The sequence below is a fragment of the Pseudoalteromonas lipolytica genome, from assembly GCF_900116435.1.
Taxonomy (GTDB): domain Bacteria; phylum Pseudomonadota; class Gammaproteobacteria; order Enterobacterales; family Alteromonadaceae; genus Pseudoalteromonas; species Pseudoalteromonas lipolytica.
This window is the reverse complement of the sequence record NZ_FPAZ01000009.1, coordinates 74,356-100,488: the sequence shown is the minus strand read 5'-3', so window position 1 is coordinate 100,488 and position 26,133 is coordinate 74,356. Positions and strand designations below refer to the sequence as shown.

Genomic DNA, 26,133 nt, shown 5'->3' with positions numbered 1-26,133 from the left:
AAAAAAGCTGCCGAAGCAGCTTTTTTTAAACATATCGTGATTATGCAAACGGGTTGCGTAATACCATTGTTTCAACACGGTCTGGACCTGTTGAGATGATATCAACTGGCACGCCAGTGATTTCTTCGATACGTTTGATGTAGTCAATCGCTGCTTTTGGCAACTCTTCAACTGAAGTAACACCAACTGTGTTTTCAGACCAACCAGGCATCTCTTCGTATACTGGTGTTACTTTCTCGTAACCTTCAGCAGCTAATGGTGTAACGTTCGTTACTGTGCCATCTTCTAACTGGTAACCAGTACAGATTTTCAGTGTTTCTAAACCGTCTAGTACGTCTAGTTTAGTTAAACAGAAACCTGAGATGCTGTTGATTTGTACTGCACGGCGCATAGCCACTGCATCTAACCAACCTGTTCGACGTAAACGACCCGTTGTTGCACCAAACTCATGGCCTTTCTCACCTAAGTGCTTACCTACTGGGTCTTGTTTATCTAGACCGTCGTAAAGCTCGGTAGGGAATGGACCTGAACCTACACGTGTTGTGTAAGCTTTGATGATACCTAATACGTAATCAAGGTGTAATGGACCAAAGCCCGCACCGGTAGCTACACCACCTGCAGTAGTGTTAGACGATGTTACGTATGGGTATGTACCGTGGTCGATATCAAGTAACGTACCTTGCGCACCTTCAAATAAGATGTTGTCGCCCGCTAAACGTGTTTGATCAAGAAGCTCAGTAACATCAACAACCATTGCTTTTAAGATATCAGCGATTGCCATTGCATCGTCAAATGTCTTTTGGAAGTCCACTGGCTCTACTTTGTAGTAATGCTCTAACGTGAAGTTATGGTATTCCAATACTTCTTTAAGCTTACTAGCAAACTGTTCAGGGTTGAATAAGTCACCAACACGTATACCACGACGTGCTACTTTGTCTTCATAAGCTGGACCGATACCACGACCTGTCGTACCGATTGGCTTATCGCCACGTGCTTTTTCACGGGCTAAATCTAATGCAATGTGGAAAGGTAAAATTAGCGGACATGCTTCGCTGATTAATAAGCGTTCACGTACTGGTACGCCACGCTCTTCTAGCATGCCGATTTCTTTCATTAATGCTTCTGGTGATAAAACAACACCATTACCGATCACACACTTAACATTGTCACGTAATACACCCGATGGAATAAGGTGTAAAACCGTCTTTTCACCGTTGATCACCAAAGTATGGCCTGCGTTATGACCACCTTGATAACGAACTACTAAAGATGCTTTGTCTGTAAGGAGGTCAACTACCTTACCCTTACCTTCGTCACCCCATTGGGTGCCTAGTACAACAACGTTTTTACCCATTGCAAATTCACTTAGAAAAAATTAGGACGAGATTTTACCAGAAAACGAGGTGAAAGATCACCCCGTTTAGCTTATTTTTTCTGCGGCTGAATTTTTATCATCTTATTTAATAGCACAATTACAGGCAGAACAGAGGTTTATAAAAACAGACAGTCTATGTTTTAAGCAATCTCAGAAACAAAAAAGCCCCGCAAAATAGGCGGGGCTTTTAGCAGCGACAGTAAATTACTGTGCTTTAGAACCTTTCATGTAATTAAAGAAATCGCTATCCGGTGATAGAACCATCACGTCTTGCTTATCTTTAAAGGTATTTTTGTATGCTTCTAAGCTACGAACAAAGCTAAAGAATTCAGCATCTTTACTGTATGCGTTCGCGTAGATAGCTGCGGCATTCGCATCACCTTCACCGCGCACAGTACGTGCATTTCGCTCTGCATCAGCAAGCATAACGGTGACTCGGCGATCGACTTCTGCACGAATTGTTTCCGCTTTTTCCTGACCTTCAGAACGGTGCTCTTTTGCCACTGCAGTACGTTCAGCACGCATACGTTGGAAAATAGAGCTACTCACTTCTTGTGGTAAGTTAATTTGCTTAACACGCACATCAAGTACTTCGATACCTAACTCTTGCGCACTTTCTGATGCTTGTACTAATGCTTCTTCCATCAGCTCACTTCGCTCACCAGAGACAATTTCTCTGATAGTGCGCGAACCGAAGTTAGTACGCAGTCCGTTATTAACTTTTTGCTTTAGGAGTGTTTCAGCGTATTGCTTATCACCACGAGCACGCAAGTAGAAAGCGCTAAAGTCGTTAATACGCCATTTTACGTACGAATCAACAATTAAGTCTTTCTTCTCGCTGGTTACAAAGCGGTCTGGTGCACCATCTAGCGTTTGAATACGTGCGTCTAAGCGACGTACTTGGCTAAAAAATGGGACTTTAAGGTGTAAACCAGGCCCATACACCACCGCGTTATCACTGTCGTCTTTTTGCACTTTGCTGAATAACAGCACAATTGCCTTTTCGCCTTCTTGCACAACAAATACTGCTGAGAACGACAATACAAGAGCAAGGGCGAGTATGACTAAACTAAAGTTTTTCATCTTGTTTATCTCCCCTCATTAAAACGGTCAGTAGCGAAACGATCACCGCTTGGATTAACAGTGCTGTTTCGTGATGTGTTTATCTTATTGCGAAGGTCCTTGATATCACTTGAGCTTGGAAGTGCAACTCGCGTTGCTGTGCCTTGCTTTTCCATGATTTTATCAAGTGGTAAATACAGCATGTTATTGCCACCTTTCACATCGACTAACACTTTAGAGCTGTTACCTAACACTTGTTCCATTGCATCAATATATAAACGCTGACGCGTGACTTCTTTTGCTGCTTGGTACTCAGGTAATAACTTTTCAAAACGTGCCACTTCACCCTGTGCTTCAAGGGTAATACGTTCGCGATACGCTTCTGCTTCTTGTGTCATACGTGTGACTTGACCACGTGCACGCGGTTCAATTTCACGGGCATATGCTTCGGCTTCACGAATAAAACGTTCTTCATCTTCTTGCGCTGCAATCGCATCATCAAAGGCATCTTTCACTTCGCCCGGCGGACGAGAGTCTTTAAAGTTCACATCGCTGACGATAATACCGAGGTTATAAGGCTCGATAATTTTGTTTAGTTCATCCCATGTTTGTTGACGAACTACCTCACGACCTGTTGTGAGTACTTGGTCCATTTTCACATGACCAATGACATAACGCAGTGCACTATCAAGTGCCTGTTGTAAGCTGTGATCAGCATCCGTTACACTAAACTTGTAAAGATGTGGGTCAATTACACGGTACTGAACTTCAAACTCAACATTAACTACGTTTTCATCTTCGGTGAGCATAAACCCTTTTGCTGATAATGAACGAACAGCTTCAATATCAACAGGAATAACACGTTCGATGAACGTCATCTTCCAACGTAAGCCAGGTTCAGCAATACGGTCAAATTGACCAAACTGTAGAACCACACCACGCTCGGCTTCTTTTACGGTGTAAATACCACTCAATGCCCATACGATGACGGCAATGATTAAAATGAAAGAAATGCCTGCGCCACCAAGTCCGCCGCCGTTGTTACCTGGTTTGTTACCACCAAATAAACCGCCAAACTTGCCGGAGAACTTACGCAGTACCTCGTCTAAATCAGGTGGGCCTTGATCTTTACCGCCTTTATTATTCCACGGATCTTTATCATTGCCATTATTACCCGGTTCATTCCAGGCCATAGCTATACTCCATTGTTATCTAAATGAATTAGGTTAAATCTATCAAATATACAGCATTTCTCATACTAAAAATGACACATGCTGCTGATTTTTAGTTCGCCGCTACAAAAGAATCGAGGTCATGCCCCATTTCTTTTTTCAAACGATTCCATTCCGCCATAGGCAAACGGACTGACAAAAGCCAATTGCCTTGCTCATCAAATTGCTCTTCATGCACAGCATTTAAATTAAATAATGCGGCACGAATACGCCCGTGTTGTGGCGGTAATTTAAGCTCATCGGCAAACATTTTTTTGGCAAGTAACTCATTAATTGCCTCAGACAACAACTCACAACCGACCCCCGTACGTGCCGAAAGCCAAACGCGAATAGGTTGCCCTTCGTCGTTTCTATCTATACGTGGCGCAACGTCATCTAGCGCATCAATTTTGTTATAAACCAATAATTGTGGCACATCGTCTGCCTCAATTTCTTTGAGTACCGATTGCACCTGCTCAATATTTTCTTTACGGCGAGGGTCTGCCACATCAATCACATGAAGCTGTAAATCAGCTTCACGCGTTTCTGTTAATGTTGCTTTAAAGGCAGCCACTAAATCATGTGGTAAGTGGCGAATAAAGCCCACCGTATCGGCCAAAATAACGGGGCCAATGTCTCCAATGTCCAACTTACGTAACGTTGGATCAAGTGTTGCAAACAGCTGATCGGCTGCATACACATCAGAATTTGTTATACGGTTAAAGAGTGTCGACTTACCCGCATTGGTATACCCAACTAATGACACCGTGGGGATTTCATTTCGAGTACGCGCACGTCGCCCCTGCTCACGCTGAACAGCGACTTTATCTAAACGGGCACGAATATTCTTAATTCTTGCACGCAGTAAGCGTCTATCTGTCTCGAGTTGAGTTTCACCCGGTCCTCGTAAACCAATCCCGCCTTTTTGTCTTTCAAGGTGGGTCCAACCACGGATCAAGCGAGTAGAAATATGGCGAAGCTGAGCCAACTCCACTTGAAGTTTACCTTCGTGGGTACGCGCTCGCTGCGCAAAAATATCCAAGATCAAACTCGTACGATCAAGTACACGACACTGGCAAACGCGCTCTAAATTGCGCTCCTGTGACGGGCTAAGTTGATGATTGAAAATGATGACATCTGCATTGTGGATTTTGACAGTTTCAGCGATTTCTTCTGCTTTTCCGGTCCCGACGAATAGTTTCGGATGTGGTGCTTGACGACTGCCTTGCACAATCGCCAAACTACTAACACCAGCAGAAGATACCAACAACTCTAATTCGTGAAGATCTTCGCGATCCCCCTCTTTAGGTAAGTCGATATGAACTAAAACTGCCTGTTCGCCGGCTTCATAACGGTCAAACAAGCATTACGCTCCTAAATTTAAAAGTTTCCAGCTTCTTGCTCTTCTGCATCATCACTTCCTTGTACACCTTGGAAGTTAACAGATCGCGCTGGAACAACGGTAGAAATAGCGTGTTTATACACCATTTGATTTACGGTGTTTTCTAGTAAAATAACAAATTGGTCAAATGACTGGATTTTACCCTGAAGTTTAATGCCATTAACCAAAAAGATTGATACTGGAATGCGCTCACGACGTAACGCATTCAAAAATGGGTCTTGTAACGACTGGCCTTTTGCCATGTTATTTTCCTTCGTTCTAGGTGTTATTATAATTAAGTAGCTGAACTCATTTAACAAAGCTAAATTTTTTCAACTACTACTAGCTTAGCGAACTTACTACACGTTGCAAGTTTTCTTCATCACCCGTGGTTAACCAAGTAACATTTGGCCAACCTCTTAACCAAGTTAGCTGTCGCTTGGCTAACTGCCGTGTGGCTGCAATACCACGAAAGACCATTTCATCATAGTCAGTTTCGCCTGCAATGTAATCCCACATTTGTCTATAACCTACGCAACGAATTGATGGCAGATCGGGGTGTAAATCCTTACGTTTATATAGGGATGAAACTTCATTTTCAAACCCCTGGTCGAGCATTATTTTAAACCTTTTCTCAATTCGCTGATGCAATTCACTGCGATCATCAGGTGCAATCGCAAATTGATGGAAAGTATAAGGTAACTCAGGCTGCTTTTGTTTTTGCAGCTCTGTCATTGTTTTACCTGTTATACGATACACTTCGAGCGCACGATTAATGCGTTGTGAATCATTTTCACTCATTTTGCTCGCAGCATCAGGATCAATTTTAATAAGCTCTTTGTGCAAATGCGGCCAACCAAACTGCTTTGCTTCTTTTTCAAGCTCAGCACGTACTTCGGGTGATGCCTCTGGTAGCGGTGATAAGCCATCAAGTAATGATTTAAAATACATCATTGTACCGCCAACCAGTACAGGTACTTTACCTTGCTCATGAAATAGATCAATCTTTTCAATTGCATCGCGACGAAAATCTGCGACTGAATAACTCTCTGCTGGATCAATAATATCAATCAAATGATGTGGCGCTCGCGCTAATTCATCAGCATCGGGCTTAGCCGTGCCAATATTCATATCTTTATATACAAGTGCGGAGTCAACACTGATAATTTCAGTGTTAAGGTGCTCGCACAATGCAATTGCCAGTTCGGTTTTCCCTGCAGCTGTTGGTCCCATTAAAAAAATGACGGGTAAGTTATTCAAGCCTGATTACCTTGCTTCGTTTAAAAACTGAGATAGTTCTATTTTAACTGCTTTTTCACGCAAACGTTGCATTGTTTGTGGATTATTTTCTAGTCGCGATATTTGTTCCAAAAAGACTTGGCTTGCAAAATACCGGGTCGGTATTTGGCTATCAAGCCAAATAAGCCAACCGTCTAATGTGCTATCAACACTCTGACAGGCACTAATAAGTCGTGCTATTGCATCACTCACATCTAATAAATACAAACAGGGCGGCAGTTTTTTCACCATCACAAAATGTTTTTCAATAACGAGGTCAAACCCTAATAACGTAAACCAAGATTGCTGCGCGTTAAGCGCATTGACGTCATCATCACTCACATTAACACGCACAGGCAACAGCAATGCTTTGCCTTCAAGGTTTCCTGCTTGTTCAACCTGAGTGTGCCAGTCGAGGCTCAATGCATGCTTAAAGTGAGCTGCAAATAACTGGTTATCTTCACAAAATACACACTGCCCCTCTTGCACATGGATAAGCTGGGTCAATGCAGGTTGTGTATCGGTTACCGCTGCAACACTGGGCTCAGGGCTAACACGGTCAAAATGTGCCGCATGTTGCTCGCTAATTCCTTGATAAAACGCATTAACATCGTGATGAGTCGTTTTAGTTCGGGGCTCACTTGGCGCACTGCCCCCTGCACGCGATGCCCCACCCGACGATGAATACGAAGGGTGACGCGTTGGCTGTAATGCCGACTTAGGGTAATCATACTGCTCAGAATAGCTTGTAGCAGGGCGACTCACTGGCAACGTACTTGGTTGAGTGAAATTAAGCGGCGTGTCTGCAACAGAGTGCGTGTTATTAACACCTGACTCAAAATCGGCGTCATGCTGAAGCGGCACGACCACTTGTTTAATCGCTTGTAGAATAAAATCATGAACCAAGCGCCCTTGGTGAAAACGCACTTCGTGTTTGGCCGGGTGCACGTTAACGTCAACTTGGCGCGGGTCAATATCAATATAAATAACGAAGCCTGGTAGCTCCTCAGACCCTGCGACCTCTTCAAAGGCCTGACGAATTGCATGCAGAATCAACTTATCGCGCATCATGCGATTATTTACATAGGTGTACTGCGTACTGTTGCTTGACCCTACAGGTAAAACCCAACCTCGCAGCATCAGCCCCGCTTCACCAGATTGAATATGTAAAGCGTGTTCGCTAAATGCTCTACCAGCGACTTGCGCAACACGGGTAATCGCATCCTCAGGGTTTGGTTTAGCACGGTACTGACGCACGACCTTGGCATTATGCGTTAACGTAATCGACACATCGAAGCGACTTAAAGCGATTCGCTTAATGAGCTCATCAATATGCGAAAACTCGGTTTTTTCGGTGCGTAAAAATTTACGTCGTGCTGGGGTGTTAAAAAATAAGTCTTTCACCTCAATGGTAGTGCCATCGGGGTGGGCTGTTGGCTTGACTTGCACCGCCATATCACGGCCTTCAGCAAACGCTTGCCATGCAGCCTTTTGCTCTTTTGGCTTCGAGCTCAATGTCAAACGTGATACTGAGCTGATCGAGGCCAACGCTTCACCACGAAAACCTAGCGAACAAATATTCTCCAGATCATCGAGTGACTTTAACTTACTGGTTGCGTGGCGAGATAATGCCAACGTGAGCTCGTCTTTATTAATACCCGAGCCATTATCTCGAATTCGAATAAGCTTATGACCGCCACGTTCAATATCTATTTGGATTCGCGTCGCACCGGCATCCAAACTATTTTCAACCAGCTCTTTAACGACTGACGCGGGACGCTCAACCACTTCACCCGCTGCAATTTGGTTAGCCAGTCGCGCGGGTAATATTTCTATACTCATAGTGTTCCTAACACGCTAATTGACTAGCTTTGGGGAATATCAAGCTCTTGCCCGATAAACAAAGTGTTCGATTTTAGGTTATTTACCGTTTTAAGCTTGCTCACAGATGTGCCATAACGACTCGCCAACATGCTTAGCGATTCACCCGGGCGTACCTTATGCTTGGTTGGGTATTGCGCTTTTAATTTAGCAAATAAAGAGTCATCAGGTGGATTTTGTAAATAATAGCTTTTAATTGATTTAAAGATTGCTTTAGCTAATCGCTCTTGGTGATTGGCTGTTTTTAGTAAACGTTCTTCACGCGGATTCGAGATAAACCCTGTTTCGACCAAAATAGAAGGAATATCTGGCGATTTAAGCACTGCAAGGCTCGCTGCTTGTGGTTCTTTTTTATGTAATTTAGCCACTTTTTTCAGCTCTCTCACCACCTCTTCAGCGACGTTAAAACCCGTTTTCATTGAGTGGTCCATCGACATATCAAGCAATGCTTGCGCTAAATACTTTTCACTAGCGGTGTCTTTTAACACCCCAGCAGCACCGCCTAAAAGCTCCGAATGCTTTTCTTTATCCTCAATCCATTTACCAATTTCTGAGTTTGCACGGCGCAGCGACAACACCCATACAGAGGCTCCATTAGGTTGCGGACTGGTGAAGGCATCAGCATGAATAGACACAAAAAAGTCTGCTTTTTTCTCGCGCGCAATATTGGTACGCGTATTCAGGTTTACAAAATAATCACTGCGGCGGATCATACGTGAAATCATCCCGCGCTCAGCATCAATCATTCGCTCCAAGCGTTTAGCGATTTGCAACGTGATGTCTTTTTCATAGGTGCCTGATGGCCCTATTGAACCGGGGTCTTCACCACCGTGCCCTGCATCAATCGCAATCACAATATCACGTTCTTGATTAAGCTCGCGCTTTTTGACACTGCTATTCGTACTCGCTATCGGCTCCGCTTTTGGTGTTTTATCAACAAGGTCAACAACTAAACGATGCTTATAAGGGTCAGTAGGTAATAATGCAAATACCACGGGCTTCGTCGCTCGGGTTAATTCAAAGACAAAGCGCACACTTTTGCTGTCTTTTGGTTTCGAATAACGCAGCTTAGAAACTATTTGGTGTTTATTTGGAATACTTGGCAGTGTATCTAACTTATCGGTGTCTTTGAGATCAATCACTAAACGCGATGGATTTTTCAGCATAAAGTAGCTGTAATCGGGTTTGTCGTTTAAATCAAACACAACCCGAGTACTGTCTGGAGAGGGCCACACACGCACGCTATTAATGGAATTTTGTGCCAGCGCAACGTCACTAACAATCAAAAGCATCCAAAAAATTAATAGTTTAAATGTACAACGACCCATTTTTGATAACACACCTTTTATTGTTATTTATTTTATTATTGCGCGCTCTTTAATTGTCTAACTATAGACTGACCACGCTCAGTTAAACTCTTTATTTCAATAGCACGTGCCTCACCTTCATAGCGTAACGTGACATCTAAATCGGGCGTAGGGATAAACTCGCCCCCTTTCTCGGGCCATTCAACCACACAAATTGCCTGTGGTGAAAAATAGTCACGAATTCCCATATACTCAAGTTCTTCAGGGTCACCTAAACGATATAAATCAAAGTGATAGACATCTGCTTTCGTTAATTGATAAGGCTCTACTAATGTATACGTCGGACTCTTAACCTTACCTTGATGACCAAAACCTTGAACAATACCACGCGTTAAAGTCGTTTTGCCGGCTCCTAAGTCGCCGTGCAAATAAATTACCGCGCCTTGCTCCATTAACGCCGCAAGTTGCTTACCCATGTTTACCGTTGCAGCTTCATCAGCCAGTGGAAAACCAACACTGTCGGTCATTATTACCTCATGAAAAACTAAAAACACACTACTTTGTTAATCATACCAGATTATTTATGTAAGGCGAGAATCAGCCATGCCTTGAATTTGACACAAAAAAACCGGCAAAGTTGCCGGTTTGTTTTAGGTAAACATTATTATGTTTAAAGACCGAGTTTCTTCTCAAGGTAGTGGATATTAGTACCACCGTTTTGGAAGTTTTCATCTGCCAAGATTTTCTTGTGCAGTGGGGTGTTGGTCTTAATGCCGTCGATAACTAATTCGTTTAACGCATTACGTGAACGCGCAATCGCTACATCACGGTTTTCACCGTAACAGATCAACTTACCAATCATTGAATCGTAATGAGGTGGTACAGTGTAATCAGCATAAATGTGGCTGTCCCAACGAATACCTAAACCGCCAGCTGGGTGGAATCGTGTGATTTTACCCGGTGAAGGAATGAAGGTTTCAGGGTCTTCTGCGTTAATACGACACTCAATGGCGTGACCACGAATAACCACATCTTCTTGAGTGAATGATAATGGTTGACCCGCAGCAATTTTTAGCTGTTCTTTAATTAAGTCAACACCTGTTACCATCTCTGTTACAGGGTGCTCAACTTGAATACGGGTGTTCATTTCAATGAAGTAGAACTCACCGTTTTCGTATAAGAACTCAAAAGTACCTGCACCGCGATAACCGATTTCGATACATGCACGAGTACAGCGATCACCGATGAACTTACGCATTTCAGCTGTAATGCCCGGTGCGGGTGCTTCTTCAACCACTTTTTGGTGACGACGTTGCATTGAACAGTCACGCTCACCAAGGTGAACAGCGTTACCTTGGCCGTCAGCTAATACTTGTACTTCGATATGACGTGGGTTTTCTAGGAATTTTTCCATGTAAACCATACCATTACCGAAGAACTGCTTCGCTTCTTGTTGTGTTAATGCGATTGAATCTACTAACTCTTTTTCGCTACGCACAACACGCATACCACGACCACCGCCGCCGCCTGCTGCTTTAATGATTACAGGGTAACCAATGCGCTTAGCGATTTGAATATTGCGTTCATTATCAGCCGTTAATGGACCGTCAGAACCTGGTACACATGGTACGCCAGCTTTACGCATTGCTTCAATTGCAGATACTTTGTCGCCCATTAGACGAATTGTGTCGCCTCTTGGACCGATAAACACAAAGCCGCTTTGCTCTACTTGATCAGCAAAGTCTGCATTCTCAGAAAGAAAACCATAACCTGGGTGAATCGCCACCGCATCCGTTACTTCTGCCGCCGCAATAATGCGCGGAATATCTAAGTAACTTTCAGACGCAGCAGGTTTACCAATACAAATTGTTTCGTCTGCCAGTAACACGTGCTTAAGATCACGGTCTGCCGTTGAGTGCACAGCAACAGTTTTGATCCCAAGCTCTTTGCAGGCGCGCAATACACGAAGTGCAATTTCACCTCGGTTTGCAATGACTACTTTATCTAACATAGAGTTGGCCTTTTGTTGCGCTATTATTCAATGATGAATAAAGGTTGATCGAATTCTACTGGCTCGCCGTTTTCAACTAGGATAGCTTTTACTGTGCCCGCTTTGTCTGATTCGATTTGGTTCATCATTTTCATTGCTTCAACGATACACAGTGTATCGCCAACATTTACTTTTGAACCTACTTCTACGTACGGCGCTGCTTCTGGTGATGCTGCTGAGTAGAAAGAACCTACCATTGGTGATTTAACTTGATGACCGGTTGGTGCGGCTGGTGCTGCTTCTGCCGCTGGTGCTTCAGCAACTGGAGCAGGTGCTGCTGCCGGTGCTGGTGCCGCAAAATGTTGAGGTGCATAATGCATTGCAGGACCTGCACTCATATTATTACGGTTAATGCGAACTGATTCTTCACCTTCAGTGATTTCTAATTCAGCAATACCAGATTCTTCTACTAGTTCGATAAGTTTTTTGATCTTGCGAATATCCATTAAACGACCCGCCTGTTAGTTTATTTAAAATTAATGTGTGTTTTGCAACCGATTAACCGCAGCTTCAAGTGCTACTTTATAACCCATTGCTCCTAATCCAACGATAACGCCTTGTGCCACATCCGAAAAATACGAATGATGACGAAATGCTTCACGTGCATGTACATTACTTAAATGCACCTCGTAAAAGGGAATGTTTACACTGAGTAATGCATCTCGTAAGGCAACGCTTGTATGTGTAAATGCTGCAGGGTTGATAATAATACAATCAACCGCTTGCCACGCTGCATGAATTCGCTCAATAAGCGCCGCTTCACTGTTACTTTGAAAATGCGTTAAATCAACATGGTAACGCGTCGCGACCGTGCTTAGTTCAGCCATAATCTCGTCAAGAGATTGTGTGCCATACTTTTCAGGTTCACGCTTGCCAAGCATGTTTAAATTTGGCCCATTTATAACTAAAAGTCTGAATTTTGCAGCCATAATACGCGATATATCCTTTAAGTAACTAGTTTAAACATATTCAACATAAACCCCTGCTTAACTTAAGAGGGTAAATGTAAAATAGCAACTATTTCTCACGTTAACCACCTATTATAGATATTTCGACGTAAATAGCAGCAAAATACTGGTCTAATCACTCTTAAACAAGGCGCATCGTACGTGTGACAAGGAGCTGCGACAAGTTATCCTTGTTGTTTTATTAGGGTGATTAATTATTCAAACCGTTTAAAATTAAACCTAATGTATTAGATTTTACATGAAGTGCTCTTTTAAAAACAAAAACGCCACTCAATTGAGTGGCGTTCAGCTTGTTCGATGCAATTAACCGTTTATTTTGCGTTATTTCGTACTTTTGCTAAATGTTCGGCAAAGTCTTTCGCATTTAAAAAGCCCGTGACTCGTTGCTCGGCTAACTCGTTACCTTGGGTATCAAAAAACAAAATACTTGGTAAACCAAACACCGTGTACTCTTCCATTAACTCAATGGTTTTTGCATCACTGTCGGTTAAATCAATTTGAATTAACTCAAAATGAGCAAACTCACTTTGCACATTGGCATCTGGAAAGGTGTAATGCTCAAATTCTTTACACGCAACACACCAATCGGCATACAGGTCCACCATCACTAAACGGCCTTGGCTGTTTGCATCACTAATTTTATCTTTAAGCTCTGCTAGGTTCGCCACTTGTGTAAAGCCGTGGTTTTGCTCTACCACATTAGTAACCACTGCTTTAGTCGGCCAAAAGTAGTTTTTCGTTAACGAAGCCCCTGTAATGACTAATAACGTTGCCGCAAACCATAAAACCGTTTTTAGCTTACTTTGCGACTGACCACTTTGCCAATGGTGCAAATACAACGCGGTTGCAAGTGCAAGTAAACCGGCCATCAACCAAATGATTTCAATATCAACAATTCGCTCTAATAAAATGAGTGGCACAACCAACATAATAAAGCCGAACAAGATTTTAACCTGTTCCATCCAACCGCCGGCTTTAGGGAGTAATTTACCACCTGACGTGCCAAGTAATAATAACGGTAAGCCCATACCTAAGCTGAGTACATAAAGCGTCAAGCCGCCTACCAAGTAGTCGCCACTTTGTGCAACATAAAGCAGGGCTGCTGATAACGGTGCCGTGGTACAAGGTGACGCGATTAAACCCGACAACACCCCCATCATAAACACGCCAACATAGTTGCCGCCTTTTTGCTGGTTACTCACCTGAGTGAGCTTATTCATCATGCCGCTTGGCAATTTAATTTCGTACCAACCAAACATCGACATGGCCAGCAATACAAACAAAATACTAAAGCTAATCAGTACGGTTGGGTGCTGTAAATACCCTTGAACTTGTCCACCCAGTGAAGCAACCACCAAACCTAACGCAGCATATGTCACCGCCATACCTTGTACATAGACAAAAGATAATGAAAATGCTTTTTTCGTTGAAAGGTTTTGCTGGCCTGCTATTAAGCTCGATAAAATTGGAAACATCGGAAAAACACACGGCGTAAAGGCCAGACCCACACCCACCAAGAAGAAAATCACTAAATTAGTCAGTAATCCCTGTGAGGCTAATTTATCTGTATAAGACTGTTCCCCCTTGGGAGCTGCAGGTGTATTTTTTTGTTCTGTTTTTGAAGGCTCTGCATTTTCTAAAGACTCAGCATTGGCTGTTAATGCCGCCAATGCATTACCCGCAGATGCACTGTCGGTAACCTGCTCACCGGCGATGATTGAAAGAGGGATGGTTCTAACTTCTGGCGGATAACATAAGCCAGCCTCTGCACAGCCCTGAAATCGCACTTTTACAACGGCATCTTCTGTCACGTTGCTTAATTTGGAGATGATACTTAAGGAATCAAAAAAAACCTCGGTTCTGCCAAAAAACTCATCTTCGATTATTTCACCTTTGCCAAGGTCTGGAATTTCAATATCAGCTCCTTTGGCAATTATTTCGACTTTCTTTTTATATAAGTAATAATCTGGCGCTATGTCCCAGCCAATGAAGAGGGTGTTACCTTGCTGATCAAAATCAAAAACAAAGGCCTGATCCACAGGAAGAAAAGTTTGTTCTGCTGGTTGTTGCAGTAAATTTCCGAGTAAATTGCTATTACTTGCACTGGCTGGCAATAACCACAGTGCGCAGAGTAATAAAAAGAACGATCGCATTAATTAAGTACCTCATCCATCCAATTAAAATAGGCTAAATTGCCTGTTGCGACATCAACGACCTGAATTTCTGGCACCTCATAACTATGCAACTTCTTGATAGTTTGGATCACCTCATTCATTTTTTCTGATTTTGTTTTGATCAGTAACTTACTCTCTTTGGCTTGAGTCACTTCACCTTCCCACATGTAAATAGATTCAATGGTCGGCAAAATGTTCACACAGGCCGCTAGCTTTTCTTTAACTAGGTGCTGAGCCAGCAGACGCGCTTCATTCTCATTTGCACAGGTAGTAAAAATTAGTCGAAAATGCGTAGTCATAAGGAACCTTTATTTGATTACATGAGTCGCATCATAGTAGCCGATAGTCACTACAATGTGTAGCGGCCTCAATGATCCTTGGTTCTACCTTGAAAAAAGACCTGATCACCCATATTTATATTTCACTGACTCAAAAAAGAGCGACATTTTTAGAGAGCGTTATGTTTAGATTTTTGTTTTTATTATTTATTTTAGTGCCGATTGTTGAGATTGCACTGCTCATTCAAGTGAGTGAAGTCATTGGCGGCTTTGCAACCATAGCGCTTGTCATTGTCACCGCGATTGTCGGTGCAAAACTTGTAAAGCAGCAAGGTATCGATGCTATTCAAAACGTACAACTGCAAATGGCGCAAGGGCAAATGCCTGCAAAAGAGTTATTTACCGGTCTGTGTGTGATTATCGCCGGTGTCTTACTGATGACCCCTGGTATTATGACCGATGTGTTTGGCTTTTTATTATTAACGCCAGTAGTGCGCAATAAATTGGCGGCAGGCCTTGCCAGTCAAGCGACTGTGCGTATGAGCTCACAAATGAATCAAGGCGCTGCACACTTTCAATATCATAGTAAAACCAGCCAACATGAAGAGCCAACTCACCAGCCAACAACCATTGATGGCGAATTTGAGCGAAAAGATTAAAAATTTTTAATTTTTATACTTGGATTTTTTTAAGCCACCCCCATTATTGAAGGCAATGAAACGCAACGGGTGGCTTTAGCACTCCCCTGCATAACACAAGATTTTTTCTGTACTGTTCAGAAACTGTTAGGAGAACTAAATAAATGAACATTCGTCCTTTACATGATCGCGTCATCGTTAAGCGTCTAGAAGAAGAAACTAAGTCTGCTGGCGGTATTGTTTTAACTGGCTCTGCAGCTGAAAAATCAACGCGCGGAGAAGTTATCGCTGTTGGTAATGGCCGTGTATTAGACAACGGTGAAGTAAGAGCATTAGAAGTAAAAGCCGGTGACACTGTGCTGTTTGGCTCTTATGTTGAAAAAGCTGAAAAGATCGAAGGTCAAGAGTACCTGATCATGCGTGAAGATAACATTCTAGGCATTGTAGGTTAATCCTACTTTTCGTTTAGCAACCCGTTTACAGAATTTAAGAGGAATTAAATCATGGCAGCAAAAGAAGTACTTTTTGCAAGTGACGCACGTGGCAAAATGCTAACAGGCGTAAATATTTTAGCAAACGCAGTAAGAGTAACTTTAGGCCCTAAAGGCCGTAATGTTGTTTTAGACAAATCATTCGGTGCGCCAGTCATCACTAAAGATGGTGTGTCTGTTGCAAAAGAAATCGAGCTTGAAGACAAGTTCGAGAACATGGGCGCACAAATGGTTAAAGAAGTAGCGTCAAAAGCGAATGACGCTGCAGGTGATGGTACAACAACTGCAACCGTATTAGCGCAAGCTATCGTAAACGAAGGCTTAAAAGCAGTTGCCGCAGGCATGAACCCAATGGATCTTAAGCGCGGTATCGACAAAGCGGTTACAGCAGCTGTTGAAGAGCTTAAAGCATTGTCTGTTCCTTGTGCTGACACAAAAGCGATTGCCCAAGTAGGTACTATTTCTGCTAACTCTGATAGCGAAATTGGTAACATTATTGCTGAAGCAATGGAAAAAGTGGGTCGTGATTCAGGTGTTATCACTGTTGAAGAAGGTCAGTCACTAGAAAACGAATTAGACGTTGTTGAAGGCATGCAGTTTGACCGCGGTTACCTGTCTCCTTACTTCATCAACAACGCAGAAAAAGGCGCTGTAGAGCTTGATAACCCATTCATTCTACTTGTAGATAAAAAAGTATCTAACATCCGTGAGTTACTACCTACATTAGAAGCGGTTGCTAAAGCAAGCAAGCCTTTATTAATTATTGCTGAAGACCTTGAAGGTGAAGCACTTGCAACGCTTGTTGTGAACAACATGCGCGGTATCGTTAAAGTATCTGCGGTTAAAGCACCTGGTTTTGGCGACCGTCGTAAAGCAATGCTACAAGACATCGCAGTCTTAACGGGTGGTACTGTAATTTCTGAAGAAATCGGTTTAGAACTAGAAAAAGCAACAGTTGAAGACCTCGGTACAGCGAAGCGCGTTGTGATCACTAAAGATGACACAACAATCATCGATGGCGCAGGTGAAGAAGACGGTATCAATGGCCGTGTTGCACAAATCAAAGCACAAATCGAAGAAGCAACGTCTGACTACGATAAAGAAAAACTACAAGAGCGTATGGCTAAACTAGCTGGCGGTGTTGCAGTAATCAAAGTTGGCGCAGCAACTGAAATCGAAATGAAAGAGAAGAAAGACCGCGTAGAAGATGCATTACACGCAACTCGCGCAGCGGTTGAAGAAGGTGTTGTACCGGGTGGTGGTGTTGCATTAGTGCGCGCTGCAAACAAGCTGGTAGACTTAATTGGTGACAATGAAGACCAAAGTCACGGTATTAAAGTTGCACTTCGTGCGATGGAAGCACCACTGCGTCAAATCGTTACAAACGCAGGCGACGAAGCATCTGTTGTTGTTAACAATGTGAAAGGCGGTGAAGGTAACTACGGTTATAACGCAGCGTCTGGCGAATACAACGACATGATCGAAATGGGTATCCTAGACCCAACTAAAGTAACGCGTTCTGCACTACAGTACGCTGCTTCAATCGCGGGTCTGATGATCACAACTGAAGCAATGGTTGCTGAAATCCCAAAAGATGACGCTGGTGCCCCTGATATGGGTGGCATGGGCGGCATGGGTGGAATGGGCGGCATGGGCGGCATGATGTAGTCCACTCCAAGCACTTCGCTTAAAAAACCCAGCTTCGGCTTAATGCCAGTCAGTTAAGCAGTTTTTTGAATAAATATGTGAATATTATTCAGTTAAAGCTGCTTAAAGCAGGTGGGGATAAAATTAGCTAAAGACCATATAGCAAAAGGGCTACAGTAAGATTTTTATAAATCATCGCTGTAACCCTTTATTTTATTGGTTTTTCCTTAACTGATCTGCATTACAGCTTCGGCTGGGTTTTTTATCTCTACAGATCACTTGACTTTATAACACGCTCAATGTGTTCTAATAACACCTCTGTTGTCCAGTCAACGCCATGGTATGGAATATCAGGCCAGTAAAAATCCCCCTTACCGCGCGCTCTGTTTACATAAACTTTGTTAGGGATTATCACTTTGCTTAACCCTGAGGGAGTATCAACAAATCGAACATCCATATAGGTTGAATCAGCACTGCTCGGCGCACCAAATAACACTGTATTTGAAAATAACTTAAAAGTATCAATTGCATCCAGACACGCACTGGCACATTGTCCGGGCACTATAACGATGGCTTTAGTGTTAAAATCACTTTCAGATACTTCATCTAAGACCGGTGTCGTTGCTGGCTTCTTCTCAATATAAAAAGGTTCACCCATATCTAACGCCGTCTGCATACCTGCTGAGACTTGTTTTACTATAGCGAAGACCTCGGGCTGGTCTTGCACTTTTGTTTTTAATGACTCAAGGTATTGCGTATTATCTTTGGATGCTCGCCACCAAACGCGTGTATTTTTAGCTAACTGCTCTCTTCGCGATGTCACATGCTGCGGCCCCCAAAGTTGCTCAGCAATTTTCATACTCCAATATGTTGAGCCACCTTGATTATGGCGAAGATCTAATATCACCGCTTTAGCCGTTAGCAACTGTTCACGCTGCTCGGCTAAATCAGTGAAGAGTTGTCGGTAACGTGCTTTTTGTTCTTCATTTGGTGAAAATGAAGGCATTGCTACCCAAGCAATCTCTTGAGTTGCCCAGTGTAGGCCTACCTCGAGCTCATCACCATTGTAAGCATTTACTAAGTGCTGGCGAACATTTTTTGGGCGCTCAGACCATTCAAGTCTAACGCTATACGTCGCGCCACTGACTTTCACAAAATCACAACTTTTAAAGGGGGTTAGAAATGGGTTTCCATCATCCACTAATAATCGCCATCCTTGGTTCCACCAATGACCGGGTTGATCAACTTCACCATAAAATTTAAACAGGGTATCGCGCATTAAGGGTTCAATAGGCGTGTTATTACAGCGCACTATTTTATCCCCTTTCGTTACTTTATCATGCTCACTGTAATACACTTTTAAGCCATCACCACGCCATACTGCAGAAAACCCGGGCCAGCGTCGTGGCAACTTAACGTCGTCAGGTAACAGTGCAACTGCCCCAGCGTGACCATCTTGCAAAACCGAATTAAAACGTGCAATTGCGGCTGCGTAACCTTGTGCATTTTCTACTTGGTCGGCAAGCATTAAAGCGTGTTGCTTGGCATTAAACAGTAATTGTGGAAACCCTGGGTTATCGCTATCAAACATGCCGGGGTGATTATCGACTGATTGCTGATAAGCAGCTTCAATATCTTTTTGTGTTGTGGCTTTCCACTGGGTTGCTGTTTTTGGAAAGTGTTTTACGGGATGAGAGCTGTCAGCTTGCACACTCACACTTGCAGTGACTAAGGCTATGCCACTCACGAGTAGAGGCAAGTATAAATTAACCGCTTTATTCATATAAATCCTTTTAATTATTTTAATCCAAACAGTGGGTATACATGTAATAGCAACGCGACTTTTAATCGTGCTACTTATTGTTTAATTTATAACTAATGACTAAAAAATAAAACCCACACTGTCGACACAGGAGCCCATCATTTTGAAACACTCTGATACAACCCGCAATAATACTTAATGATTGTGAGCTGTTTATGAGGCGAATGGGCATAAATGAAATTGGCCCTTTGATTTATGGCTTGTTAAGGTGAATTAACTAACTCTCTGACTATCATAAACAAATCACTTGGCAACATACCACGCTCACCATCGCGCTCAGCGGCGATATCACCCGCTTTTGCATGTAAGCAGACCCCTAAGCTGGCTGCTTGCAGAGTATCTAGCCCTTGTGCAATTAGGGCTGCAATAACGCCAGTGAGTACATCTCCACTCCCCCCAACAGCAAGGGCTGGATTACCATCTGTGCAGACCCAGGTTTTATTGTTATTGCTAATTAATGTGCCAGCCCCTTTTAGTACGCAGGTTGTGGTATAGCTGTGCGCTAAACGTTTGACCGCTGCAAAACGGTCAGTTTCTATGTCTGAGGTGCTGCAATTAAGCAGCCGTGCGGCTTCACCGGGGTGAGGAGTGATAACCGTGTTTGTCAGTGGAAATGACGACGCATGTTGGGCAATTAAATTAAGTGCATCGGCGTCAATAACTAAGGGTTTATTATTGGTGAAACAGTACTGCATGACTGTTTCAAAGGTAGCCTCAGACCAACTATCAAGCCCCAAACCGGGACCTATGGCAATACAGCTTGCCCATTCAAGAGAAGCAATTAGATTAGCGTCTGTGACCATTAACTCTGGCCTTCCCATACTTACACTGAGAATTGAGCTGGTATGCGTATACACCTTAACCATACCCGCACCTGTTCTCAGTGCCGCTTCTGCCGTTAAGCGAATAGCACCTGCTGTACCTGCATTACCCCCAATGCACAATAACTTACCATGGCTGGTTTTGTGGCTATTGTTATCACGCGCTGGTAGTGAGTTGATTGTTTGCTGATTAATAAGTAAAGCACAGGGTGGGCACAGCAACGCAAATGCATCAGCAATGCCTAAATCTGCAAACTCACATTGACCTGCATGCGCGCGCCCTTGTCCCGTTACCAAACCTTGTTTAATACCCACAAAGGTCACAGTAACAGTCGCTTTAATTGCAATACCTTGAACAGCGCCAGTATCGGCATGAATACCAGAGGGTAGATCGATAGCTATAATGGGCGCTCGGCTATTATTCGCCGCGTTTATCAGCTCACTAAATGGCGAGCGAACGTCACTTTGAATACCCGTACCAAGCAAACCATCAACGATAACATCAGCCTGTTCAAGCACAGCAAAGTCTGTCACGATTTCGCCTGTGGCATCTAACCAAGCTTGTTGTGCGGTGAGTGCATCTCCTGACAAGGGTTTGTCAGGTACAGCGGCTATCACTGTCACGTTTTTTCCTGCTTTTTTAGCCAAATTTGCAACGATGTAGCCATCACCAGCATTGTTTCCAACGCCGACCAACACCACGTAATGCAACGCGTCCGCAAAGTAGTTCACGCTATGCATAAACACAGCCTGACCAGCACGTTCCATAAGCGTGTACATCGCAACACCACAACGTTTAGCCGCAATGGCTTCATTCGTTCTTATTTGTTCGGCTTTAAATAACTGATGTTCAATCATTGGTTTAGTCATTCTTGAGCAATCTATCAATTTACTGTAGCAAGCAACCCCGTAGATATAAACCTGTTATTCATCTTAATCTTATCGTCTTGTCTATTTATTATTGCTATGTTCTAAAGACACTGACAATAAAAAGAGTTAACCCATGACTAATAACAAAAAAACGGTTATTTCATTATTTTGTGCCTTATTAGCCCTGCCATTAAGCGCAAATACGGTCGATATTTTACCAATGAAAGCGCGCGCTGAATTTATTGATAAAATGACTGAATTACGAGTAAAAACGTTACTGCCCCCATTAATGAAGCAGCATAATATTGATATGTGGCTGCTAATCAGTAGAGAATATAACGAAGATCCTATTTTAAAAACAATGCTGCCTGCGACTTGGTTATCAGCCAGACGCACCACCATTTTGGTGTTTGCTCGAAACCAACAAGGTGGGGTTGATGCGCACGCTATCGCGCCATATAAAATAGGCAAGGTATTCAAAAAGTCATGGGATAAACAAAAGCAACCTGATCAATGGCTTGCTCTAAATGACATAATTGAAACATACCAACCTAAAAATATTGCCCTAAACACCTCTCAAAACTGGGCACATGCCGATGGTCTTGTCGTCGGTGATTTTAATAATCTTAAAAGCGCACTCCCTAAAAAATACCTTGATAAGCTCATTTCTGCTGAACCTCTCGCTATTGAGTGGCTCGAGCAACGTTTACCTGAAGAAGTAGACATGTATAAAAAGGCAGTGGCTATTGCGCATCAAATTATTGCTGAGGGCTTCTCAAGCAAAGTGATAAAGGTAGGTGAAACAACCACAAACGATTTAGCCTGGTGGTTTAGAGAGCGGGTAAGAGAATTAAAACTGCAAACATGGTTTCACCCCAGTGTCAGTATACAGCGTGCCGATAAAAAAACGTTTGATCATGAAACAAGCTTTAGCAAAGATAATGAGCACATTATTCAAGCGGGTGATCTACTGCATGTTGATTTTGGCATTACCTATTTGCGCTTGAACACTGACACTCAACAACATGCTTACGTGTTAAAAGAAAACGAAACGCAGGCACCAGACTATTTAGTGAATGCCTTAAAAAGTGGCAATCAATTACAAGATATTTTCACCTCACACTTTGCAGCCGGTAAAACGGGTAATGAAGTACTAAAAGAGTCTCGTGCAGAGGCGATTGCTCAAGGGTTAAAGCCCACAATATACACCCACCCTATTGGTTACCATGGCCATGCTGCGGGAACAACGCTGGGCATGTGGGATTCACAACAAGGGGTTGCTGGCGATGGCGACTATCCACTCCACTTAAATACCGCGTATTCGATTGAATTAAACAACGCCGTTTTTATAAAACAATGGAATAAAGAAATTCGAATTATGCTCGAAGAAGATGCGTTTTTCGATAAATCAGGGGTGTGGTATCTAAATGGCAGACAAACTGAGTTACTGCTTATAAAATAAAAAACGGCGCATAATAATTTTATGCGCCGTTTTTTTAATACGTTACCAGTGACTACTCAGTGTCAGGTAAGTTACGACCGTAGAAGATTTCTTGCATCTCGCGTGTTAGCTTAGAGCGGATCTCTTCTTCTTCGTCTTCTGACAAATCAGATGTAGATACACCGAATAAATAGGTATTTAAGTCGGTTTCTTTTAACATCATTTTAGTGTGGAACAAGTTTTCTTGATACACGTTTACGTCCATCATTTGGTACGCTTCTTTTGTATCTTCAGTCATGTAATTCTGAATAGAATTGATCGCATGGTCGATATAGTGTTTCACACCATCAACATCACGCGTGAAACCACGAACACGGTAGTCAATTGTTACTACATCTGACTCAAGGCTGTGAATTAAGAAGTTCAACGCTTTCAGTGGCGAAATAATGCCACACGTTGATACTTCGATATCAGCACGGAAAGTACAAATACCATCATCAGGGTGCGCTTCTGGGTAAGTGTGAACACAGATATGACTTTTATCTAAGTGTGCTACCACAGTTTCAGGAAGTGGACCCGGCGCTTCATCAACGTCGTACGTTGTTTGCTGCTCAATTGGCTCTTCTGAGATCAGAATTGTTACACTGGCACCTTGCGGATCATAATCTTGGCGAGAAACATTCAAAATGTTTGCACCAATAATGTCCACTACTTCACCTAAAATATCGGTAAGGCGATCAGCACTGTACTGTTCGTCGATATATTCAATATATTCTTTACGCTGTTGTTCAGTCTTCGCGTAGCAAATATCGTAAATACTGAAGCTTAAGCTCTTAGTTAAATTATTAAAGCCATGAAGCTTAATTTTATCGAAGGGTTTATTCATGCTAAACCAACCTTTAAACGAGTGAAACCTGCACCAGCAGAAATAAAAGTTCGCGGATTTTATACGAATTTTGCGTTTGGAAAAAGCGTTATTTTACTTGTTCTTCCACAACTTCATGGCTATGTGTAATTTCTACTGTTTTATCAAGCATTAAGGCTACAGAACAATACTTTTCTGCAGACAATTGAACAGCACGCGCAAGGTGTTTTTCAGACACGTTATCGCCAGTAACCACAAAATGTAGATGAATCTTGGTAAACACACGAGGAGCAGATTCAGCACGCTCAGCACTGAGCTTTACTTGCACGTCAGAAAATGATTGCTTCGCTTTTTTAAGAATACTGACAACATCAACAGATGAACAACACCCTGCCGACATTAATACCATTTCCATTGGACTTGGTGCAGCACTGTCACTACCCGCATCAAAAACGACATTGTGACCTGAATTTGAAAGGCCAATAAAGGTATCACCTTCTACCCATTTTACATTCGCTTGCATTTATTTTATCTCTAAAAGTTATTTTGCTTGATTGTAAGCAAGTCACACTCAGATGCAATCGAAAAACGATATTAGGTGTTAAAGGAGATTACGCACTTTCAGCAACGGCTGTATCGAATAAGTTTTTTACAAGTCCAGCAAACTCATCAATAAAGGCGTGTTGCTCAACAGTAACAGGTTGATTTGTGACACTGCTTAGTACTTCTTGTAAGTCATAAACGATGCCATCGACTTCGCGAACGATTTGGCTGCGTTGTTCGGTGTTCAATTCTGTATGCTGTTCGCAAAGCAGCATGACATTCTCGGCAATCACGTCTTCAATTAGCTCTAGCACCGTTGGAGCTCCTGGCTTTATTTGACCTGGCTTCTCAAATAGCGCTAAATTTTGAGTGAGATACATGACAAGATCATCGTACCCTTGCCTATCTAAAACCATACGACTGCACACCTAATAAAATGACTAACTCTATAGATTTAAGCAGAAAGCGCTTTTAATTGCTACCTTTGCTATAAAGCCAATACAAAAAAAGCAGCCGAAGCTGCTTTTTATAATCATTAATACTGATTTAGTCTATTTTTAAGCCAGGGCTTAATGTGGCTGGCATAGCCACTTTTTCAAGCTCAACTGACGCAACAGGGTATGCACAGTAGTCTGCTGCATAATATGCACTTGCTCTGTGGTTACCAGACGCACCAATGCCACCAAACGGAGCCGCACTCGATGCACCCGTAATTGGGCGGTTCCAGTTAACAATACCAGCACGAATACGACGTAAGAAGTGGTCGTAATCAGCTGCATTGTCACTTAATAGACCCGCTGATAAACCAAAGCTTGTGTCATTTGCTTTATCAATGGCAGCATCAAAATCAGTAAAGCGGAAAACTTTAAGAAGTGGACCAAAGTGCTCTTCATCAGGGAAATTAGTCACGTTTGTACACTCTAAAATGCCTGGCGTTACAAAGCCGGTATTTTCTGTATGCGTTAACTCAACTAATACGTCAGCACCTAGTTCTACTAATTGCTGTTGTGCTGCAGCCATACCCGCGGCAGCCGCAGCCGAAATCATAGAGCCCATGAACGGCTGGTCATCAGCATCATATTCACCTACTTTAATCGCTTTGGTTGCTTTTATTAGACCCGCTAAGATGGCGTCACCTTGCTCGCCCACAGGTAAGAATAACTTACGCGCACAGGTACAACGTTGGCCTGAAGAAATAAACGCAGATTGAATTATATCGTGAATAGCAGCTTTAGTATCCGCAACGTCAGTCACGATAAGCGGGTTATTCCCCCCCATTTCTAAAGCAAGGATTTTACCCGGTTGACCTGCAAATTGTTCATGTAGGATATGACCTGTACGCGATGACCCCGTAAAGAATAAGCCGTCAATGCCTTTATGCGCCGCAAGCGCCTTGCCTGTGTCAACTTCACCTTGAACAAGGTTAATAACCCCATCAGGTAAACCTGCTTTTTGCCACAGTTTTAAAGTCAGCTCTGCAACAGCGGGAGTGAGCTCAGAAGGTTTAAATACAACCGTGTTACCCGCTAGTAATGCTGGAACAATATGCCCATTTGGTAAATGACCCGGGAAGTTATACGGACCAAAAACGGCAACAACACCATGTGGTTTATGACGGATCATCGCACGGCCTTGTGGCATGGGGTTTTCAACGTCGCCGGTACGCTCTAAAAACGCTTTTTCAGAGATCGCAATTTTACCCACCATGGCGCCTGCTTCAGTGCGAGTTTCCCACAACGGTTTACCTGTTTCTTGCGCAATGATCAGCGCTAACTCTTCACTATGCTCTTTAAGCGTTTCAGCGAACGTTTTAACAATAGCTAAACGTTCTGCAAATGATTTATCCGCCCAACTATAAAAAGCTTGGCGCGCGGCATTTACAGCACTGTCGACTTGCTCAGCCGTGGCTGTATTTGCTTGCCAAATAACATCATTATTTGCAGGGTTTACAGAGTTGAATGCATGACCAAGGCCTGCTTGCCATTGACCATTAATAAATTGCGCTGCATGCGTCATTACTGTGTCTCCTA

Annotated in this window: 24 protein-coding genes; 4 read left to right on the top strand and 20 right to left on the bottom strand. The window is 42.9% G+C overall.

From position 1 onward, the window contains the following. Positions 1-40: 40 nt before the first annotated feature. The 14 genes from BM378_RS11205 to cutA form a co-directional block, all read right to left on the bottom strand. Positions 41-1,354: an adenylosuccinate synthase gene (locus BM378_RS11205; protein WP_036973348.1), complete on the bottom strand. Its 1,314-nt coding sequence runs from the start codon at positions 1,352-1,354 to the stop codon at positions 41-43. A gap of 225 nt (positions 1,355-1,579) precedes the next feature. Beyond that, entirely contained in the window at positions 1,580-2,458 is an 879-nt protein-coding gene (gene hflC, locus BM378_RS11200) for a protease modulator HflC (protein WP_036973349.1), read from the bottom strand. 5 nt (positions 2,459-2,463) lie between these two features. Beyond that, positions 2,464-3,630 (bottom strand): FtsH protease activity modulator HflK, encoded by a 1,167-nt coding sequence (hflK, locus tag BM378_RS11195; RefSeq protein WP_036973350.1) that lies wholly within the window; start codon positions 3,628-3,630, stop codon positions 2,464-2,466. A 91-nt stretch (positions 3,631-3,721) separates the two neighbouring features. Further along, the gene (gene hflX / locus BM378_RS11190) at positions 3,722-5,011 is read right to left on the bottom strand and encodes a ribosome rescue GTPase HflX (protein ID WP_036973351.1); all 1,290 of its coding nucleotides are present in this window, start codon (positions 5,009-5,011) and stop codon (positions 3,722-3,724) included. Positions 5,012-5,028: 17 nt separating this feature from the next. Then, positions 5,029-5,292, bottom strand: coding sequence for an RNA chaperone Hfq (gene hfq / locus BM378_RS11185; protein WP_036973352.1), 264 nt, complete (start codon positions 5,290-5,292; stop codon positions 5,029-5,031). A 79-nt stretch (positions 5,293-5,371) separates the two neighbouring features. Continuing rightward, positions 5,372-6,289: a tRNA (adenosine(37)-N6)-dimethylallyltransferase MiaA gene (miaA, locus tag BM378_RS11180; RefSeq protein ID WP_074989208.1), complete on the bottom strand. Its 918-nt coding sequence runs from the start codon at positions 6,287-6,289 to the stop codon at positions 5,372-5,374. A gap of 6 nt (positions 6,290-6,295) precedes the next feature. Next, positions 6,296-8,149, bottom strand: a complete 1,854-nt coding sequence (mutL, locus tag BM378_RS11175) for a DNA mismatch repair endonuclease MutL (RefSeq protein ID WP_074989207.1) — start codon at positions 8,147-8,149, stop codon at positions 6,296-6,298. Between the two features lie 23 nt (positions 8,150-8,172). Beyond that, the gene (locus BM378_RS11170) at positions 8,173-9,516 is read right to left on the bottom strand and encodes an N-acetylmuramoyl-L-alanine amidase (RefSeq protein ID WP_065979395.1); all 1,344 of its coding nucleotides are present in this window, start codon (positions 9,514-9,516) and stop codon (positions 8,173-8,175) included. 35 nt (positions 9,517-9,551) lie between these two features. Then, the gene (gene tsaE, locus BM378_RS11165; RefSeq protein WP_036973356.1) at positions 9,552-10,022 is read right to left on the bottom strand and encodes a tRNA (adenosine(37)-N6)-threonylcarbamoyltransferase complex ATPase subunit type 1 TsaE; all 471 of its coding nucleotides are present in this window, start codon (positions 10,020-10,022) and stop codon (positions 9,552-9,554) included. Between the two features lie 143 nt (positions 10,023-10,165). Then, positions 10,166-11,506, bottom strand: a complete 1,341-nt coding sequence (accC, locus tag BM378_RS11160) for an acetyl-CoA carboxylase biotin carboxylase subunit (RefSeq protein WP_036973357.1) — start codon at positions 11,504-11,506, stop codon at positions 10,166-10,168. Between the two features lie 23 nt (positions 11,507-11,529). Further along, the gene (gene accB / locus BM378_RS11155) at positions 11,530-11,991 is read right to left on the bottom strand and encodes an acetyl-CoA carboxylase biotin carboxyl carrier protein (RefSeq protein WP_036973358.1); all 462 of its coding nucleotides are present in this window, start codon (positions 11,989-11,991) and stop codon (positions 11,530-11,532) included. Positions 11,992-12,021: 30 nt separating this feature from the next. After that, positions 12,022-12,474, bottom strand: coding sequence for a type II 3-dehydroquinate dehydratase (gene aroQ, locus BM378_RS11150; protein WP_036973359.1), 453 nt, complete (start codon positions 12,472-12,474; stop codon positions 12,022-12,024). Positions 12,475-12,824: 350 nt separating this feature from the next. Continuing rightward, on the bottom strand, positions 12,825-14,666 hold the full coding sequence (locus BM378_RS11145) for a protein-disulfide reductase DsbD (protein ID WP_074989206.1): 1,842 nt from the start codon (positions 14,664-14,666) through the stop codon (positions 12,825-12,827). After that, positions 14,666-14,986, bottom strand: a complete 321-nt coding sequence (gene cutA / locus BM378_RS11140; RefSeq protein WP_036973361.1) for a divalent-cation tolerance protein CutA — start codon at positions 14,984-14,986, stop codon at positions 14,666-14,668. The genes BM378_RS11145 and cutA overlap by 1 nt, the downstream gene beginning before the upstream one ends. Before the next feature lie 161 nt (positions 14,987-15,147). Between cutA and BM378_RS11135 the strand changes: the two genes are divergently transcribed. From BM378_RS11135 to groL, 3 genes are all read left to right on the top strand, one after another. After that, complete coding sequence (locus BM378_RS11135) at positions 15,148-15,624, top strand: FxsA family protein (RefSeq protein WP_074989261.1); 477 nt, start codon at positions 15,148-15,150, stop codon at positions 15,622-15,624. A gap of 143 nt (positions 15,625-15,767) precedes the next feature. Then, the gene (locus tag BM378_RS11130) at positions 15,768-16,055 is read left to right on the top strand and encodes a co-chaperone GroES (protein WP_036973362.1); all 288 of its coding nucleotides are present in this window, start codon (positions 15,768-15,770) and stop codon (positions 16,053-16,055) included. A 51-nt stretch (positions 16,056-16,106) separates the two neighbouring features. Further along, entirely contained in the window at positions 16,107-17,762 is a 1,656-nt protein-coding gene (groL, locus tag BM378_RS11125; RefSeq protein WP_074989205.1) for a chaperonin GroEL, read from the top strand. A 247-nt stretch (positions 17,763-18,009) separates the two neighbouring features. On the opposite strand, the gene BM378_RS11120 is transcribed toward groL, so the two are convergent. Continuing rightward, positions 18,010-19,524 carry a S41 family peptidase gene (locus tag BM378_RS11120; protein WP_074989204.1) on the bottom strand — a complete coding sequence of 505 codons (1,515 nt, stop codon included), beginning with the start codon at positions 19,522-19,524 and terminating at the stop codon, positions 18,010-18,012. Between the two features lie 242 nt (positions 19,525-19,766). Continuing rightward, positions 19,767-21,242 (bottom strand): bifunctional ADP-dependent NAD(P)H-hydrate dehydratase/NAD(P)H-hydrate epimerase, encoded by a 1,476-nt coding sequence (locus BM378_RS11115; protein WP_074989260.1) that lies wholly within the window; start codon positions 21,240-21,242, stop codon positions 19,767-19,769. 145 nt (positions 21,243-21,387) lie between these two features. On the opposite strand from BM378_RS11115, the gene BM378_RS11110 reads away from it, so the two are divergent. Then, positions 21,388-22,716 carry a M24 family metallopeptidase gene (locus BM378_RS11110; protein ID WP_065979398.1) on the top strand — a complete coding sequence of 443 codons (1,329 nt, stop codon included), beginning with the start codon at positions 21,388-21,390 and terminating at the stop codon, positions 22,714-22,716. Between the two features lie 52 nt (positions 22,717-22,768). On the opposite strand, the gene speD is transcribed toward BM378_RS11110, so the two are convergent. The 4 genes from speD to astD all read right to left on the bottom strand — a co-directional run bounded on the left by speD (position 22,769) and on the right by astD (position 26,119). Further along, positions 22,769-23,581, bottom strand: coding sequence for an adenosylmethionine decarboxylase (gene speD / locus BM378_RS11105; RefSeq protein WP_036973370.1), 813 nt, complete (start codon positions 23,579-23,581; stop codon positions 22,769-22,771). Between the two features lie 88 nt (positions 23,582-23,669). Next, on the bottom strand, positions 23,670-24,083 hold the full coding sequence (locus BM378_RS11100; protein ID WP_036973371.1) for an OsmC family protein: 414 nt from the start codon (positions 24,081-24,083) through the stop codon (positions 23,670-23,672). A gap of 88 nt (positions 24,084-24,171) precedes the next feature. Continuing rightward, on the bottom strand, positions 24,172-24,519 hold the full coding sequence (locus BM378_RS11095; RefSeq protein ID WP_065979400.1) for a DUF3802 family protein: 348 nt from the start codon (positions 24,517-24,519) through the stop codon (positions 24,172-24,174). A 130-nt stretch (positions 24,520-24,649) separates the two neighbouring features. Then, positions 24,650-26,119, bottom strand: coding sequence for a succinylglutamate-semialdehyde dehydrogenase (astD, locus tag BM378_RS11090; protein WP_065979401.1), 1,470 nt, complete (start codon positions 26,117-26,119; stop codon positions 24,650-24,652). Between the last annotated feature and the right edge of the window lie 14 nt (positions 26,120-26,133).

Excerpts from the sequence above, each read along its gene's own strand:
- mutL (WP_074989207.1), bottom strand. The coding sequence starts at position 8,149 with ATGAGTATAGAAATATTACCCGCGCGACTGGCTAACCAAATTGCAGCG.
- BM378_RS11135 (WP_074989261.1), top strand. The coding sequence starts at position 15,148 with ATGTTTAGATTTTTGTTTTTATTATTTATTTTAGTGCCGATTGTTGAG.
- accB (WP_036973358.1), bottom strand. The coding sequence starts at position 11,991 with ATGGATATTCGCAAGATCAAAAAACTTATCGAACTAGTAGAAGAATCT.
- BM378_RS11170 (WP_065979395.1), bottom strand. The coding sequence starts at position 9,516 with ATGGGTCGTTGTACATTTAAACTATTAATTTTTTGGATGCTTTTGATT.
- astD (WP_065979401.1), bottom strand. The coding sequence starts at position 26,119 with ATGACGCATGCAGCGCAATTTATTAATGGTCAATGGCAAGCAGGCCTT.
- groL (WP_074989205.1), top strand. The coding sequence starts at position 16,107 with ATGGCAGCAAAAGAAGTACTTTTTGCAAGTGACGCACGTGGCAAAATG.
- BM378_RS11115 (WP_074989260.1), bottom strand. The coding sequence starts at position 21,242 with ATGATTGAACATCAGTTATTTAAAGCCGAACAAATAAGAACGAATGAA.
- BM378_RS11120 (WP_074989204.1), bottom strand. The coding sequence starts at position 19,524 with ATGAATAAAGCGGTTAATTTATACTTGCCTCTACTCGTGAGTGGCATA.
- aroQ (WP_036973359.1), bottom strand. The coding sequence starts at position 12,474 with ATGGCTGCAAAATTCAGACTTTTAGTTATAAATGGGCCAAATTTAAAC.
- hflK (WP_036973350.1), bottom strand. The coding sequence starts at position 3,630 with ATGGCCTGGAATGAACCGGGTAATAATGGCAATGATAAAGATCCGTGG.
- speD (WP_036973370.1), bottom strand. The coding sequence starts at position 23,581 with ATGAATAAACCCTTCGATAAAATTAAGCTTCATGGCTTTAATAATTTA.
- BM378_RS11205 (WP_036973348.1), bottom strand. The coding sequence starts at position 1,354 with ATGGGTAAAAACGTTGTTGTACTAGGCACCCAATGGGGTGACGAAGGT.
- hfq (WP_036973352.1), bottom strand. The coding sequence starts at position 5,292 with ATGGCAAAAGGCCAGTCGTTACAAGACCCATTTTTGAATGCGTTACGT.
- tsaE (WP_036973356.1), bottom strand. The coding sequence starts at position 10,022 with ATGACCGACAGTGTTGGTTTTCCACTGGCTGATGAAGCTGCAACGGTA.
- BM378_RS11110 (WP_065979398.1), top strand. The coding sequence starts at position 21,388 with ATGACTAATAACAAAAAAACGGTTATTTCATTATTTTGTGCCTTATTA.
- accC (WP_036973357.1), bottom strand. The coding sequence starts at position 11,506 with ATGTTAGATAAAGTAGTCATTGCAAACCGAGGTGAAATTGCACTTCGT.
- BM378_RS11130 (WP_036973362.1), top strand. The coding sequence starts at position 15,768 with ATGAACATTCGTCCTTTACATGATCGCGTCATCGTTAAGCGTCTAGAA.
- BM378_RS11100 (WP_036973371.1), bottom strand. The coding sequence starts at position 24,083 with ATGCAAGCGAATGTAAAATGGGTAGAAGGTGATACCTTTATTGGCCTT.
- cutA (WP_036973361.1), bottom strand. The coding sequence starts at position 14,986 with ATGACTACGCATTTTCGACTAATTTTTACTACCTGTGCAAATGAGAAT.
- hflC (WP_036973349.1), bottom strand. The coding sequence starts at position 2,458 with ATGAAAAACTTTAGTTTAGTCATACTCGCCCTTGCTCTTGTATTGTCG.
- BM378_RS11095 (WP_065979400.1), bottom strand. The coding sequence starts at position 24,519 with ATGGTTTTAGATAGGCAAGGGTACGATGATCTTGTCATGTATCTCACT.
- BM378_RS11145 (WP_074989206.1), bottom strand. The coding sequence starts at position 14,666 with ATGCGATCGTTCTTTTTATTACTCTGCGCACTGTGGTTATTGCCAGCC.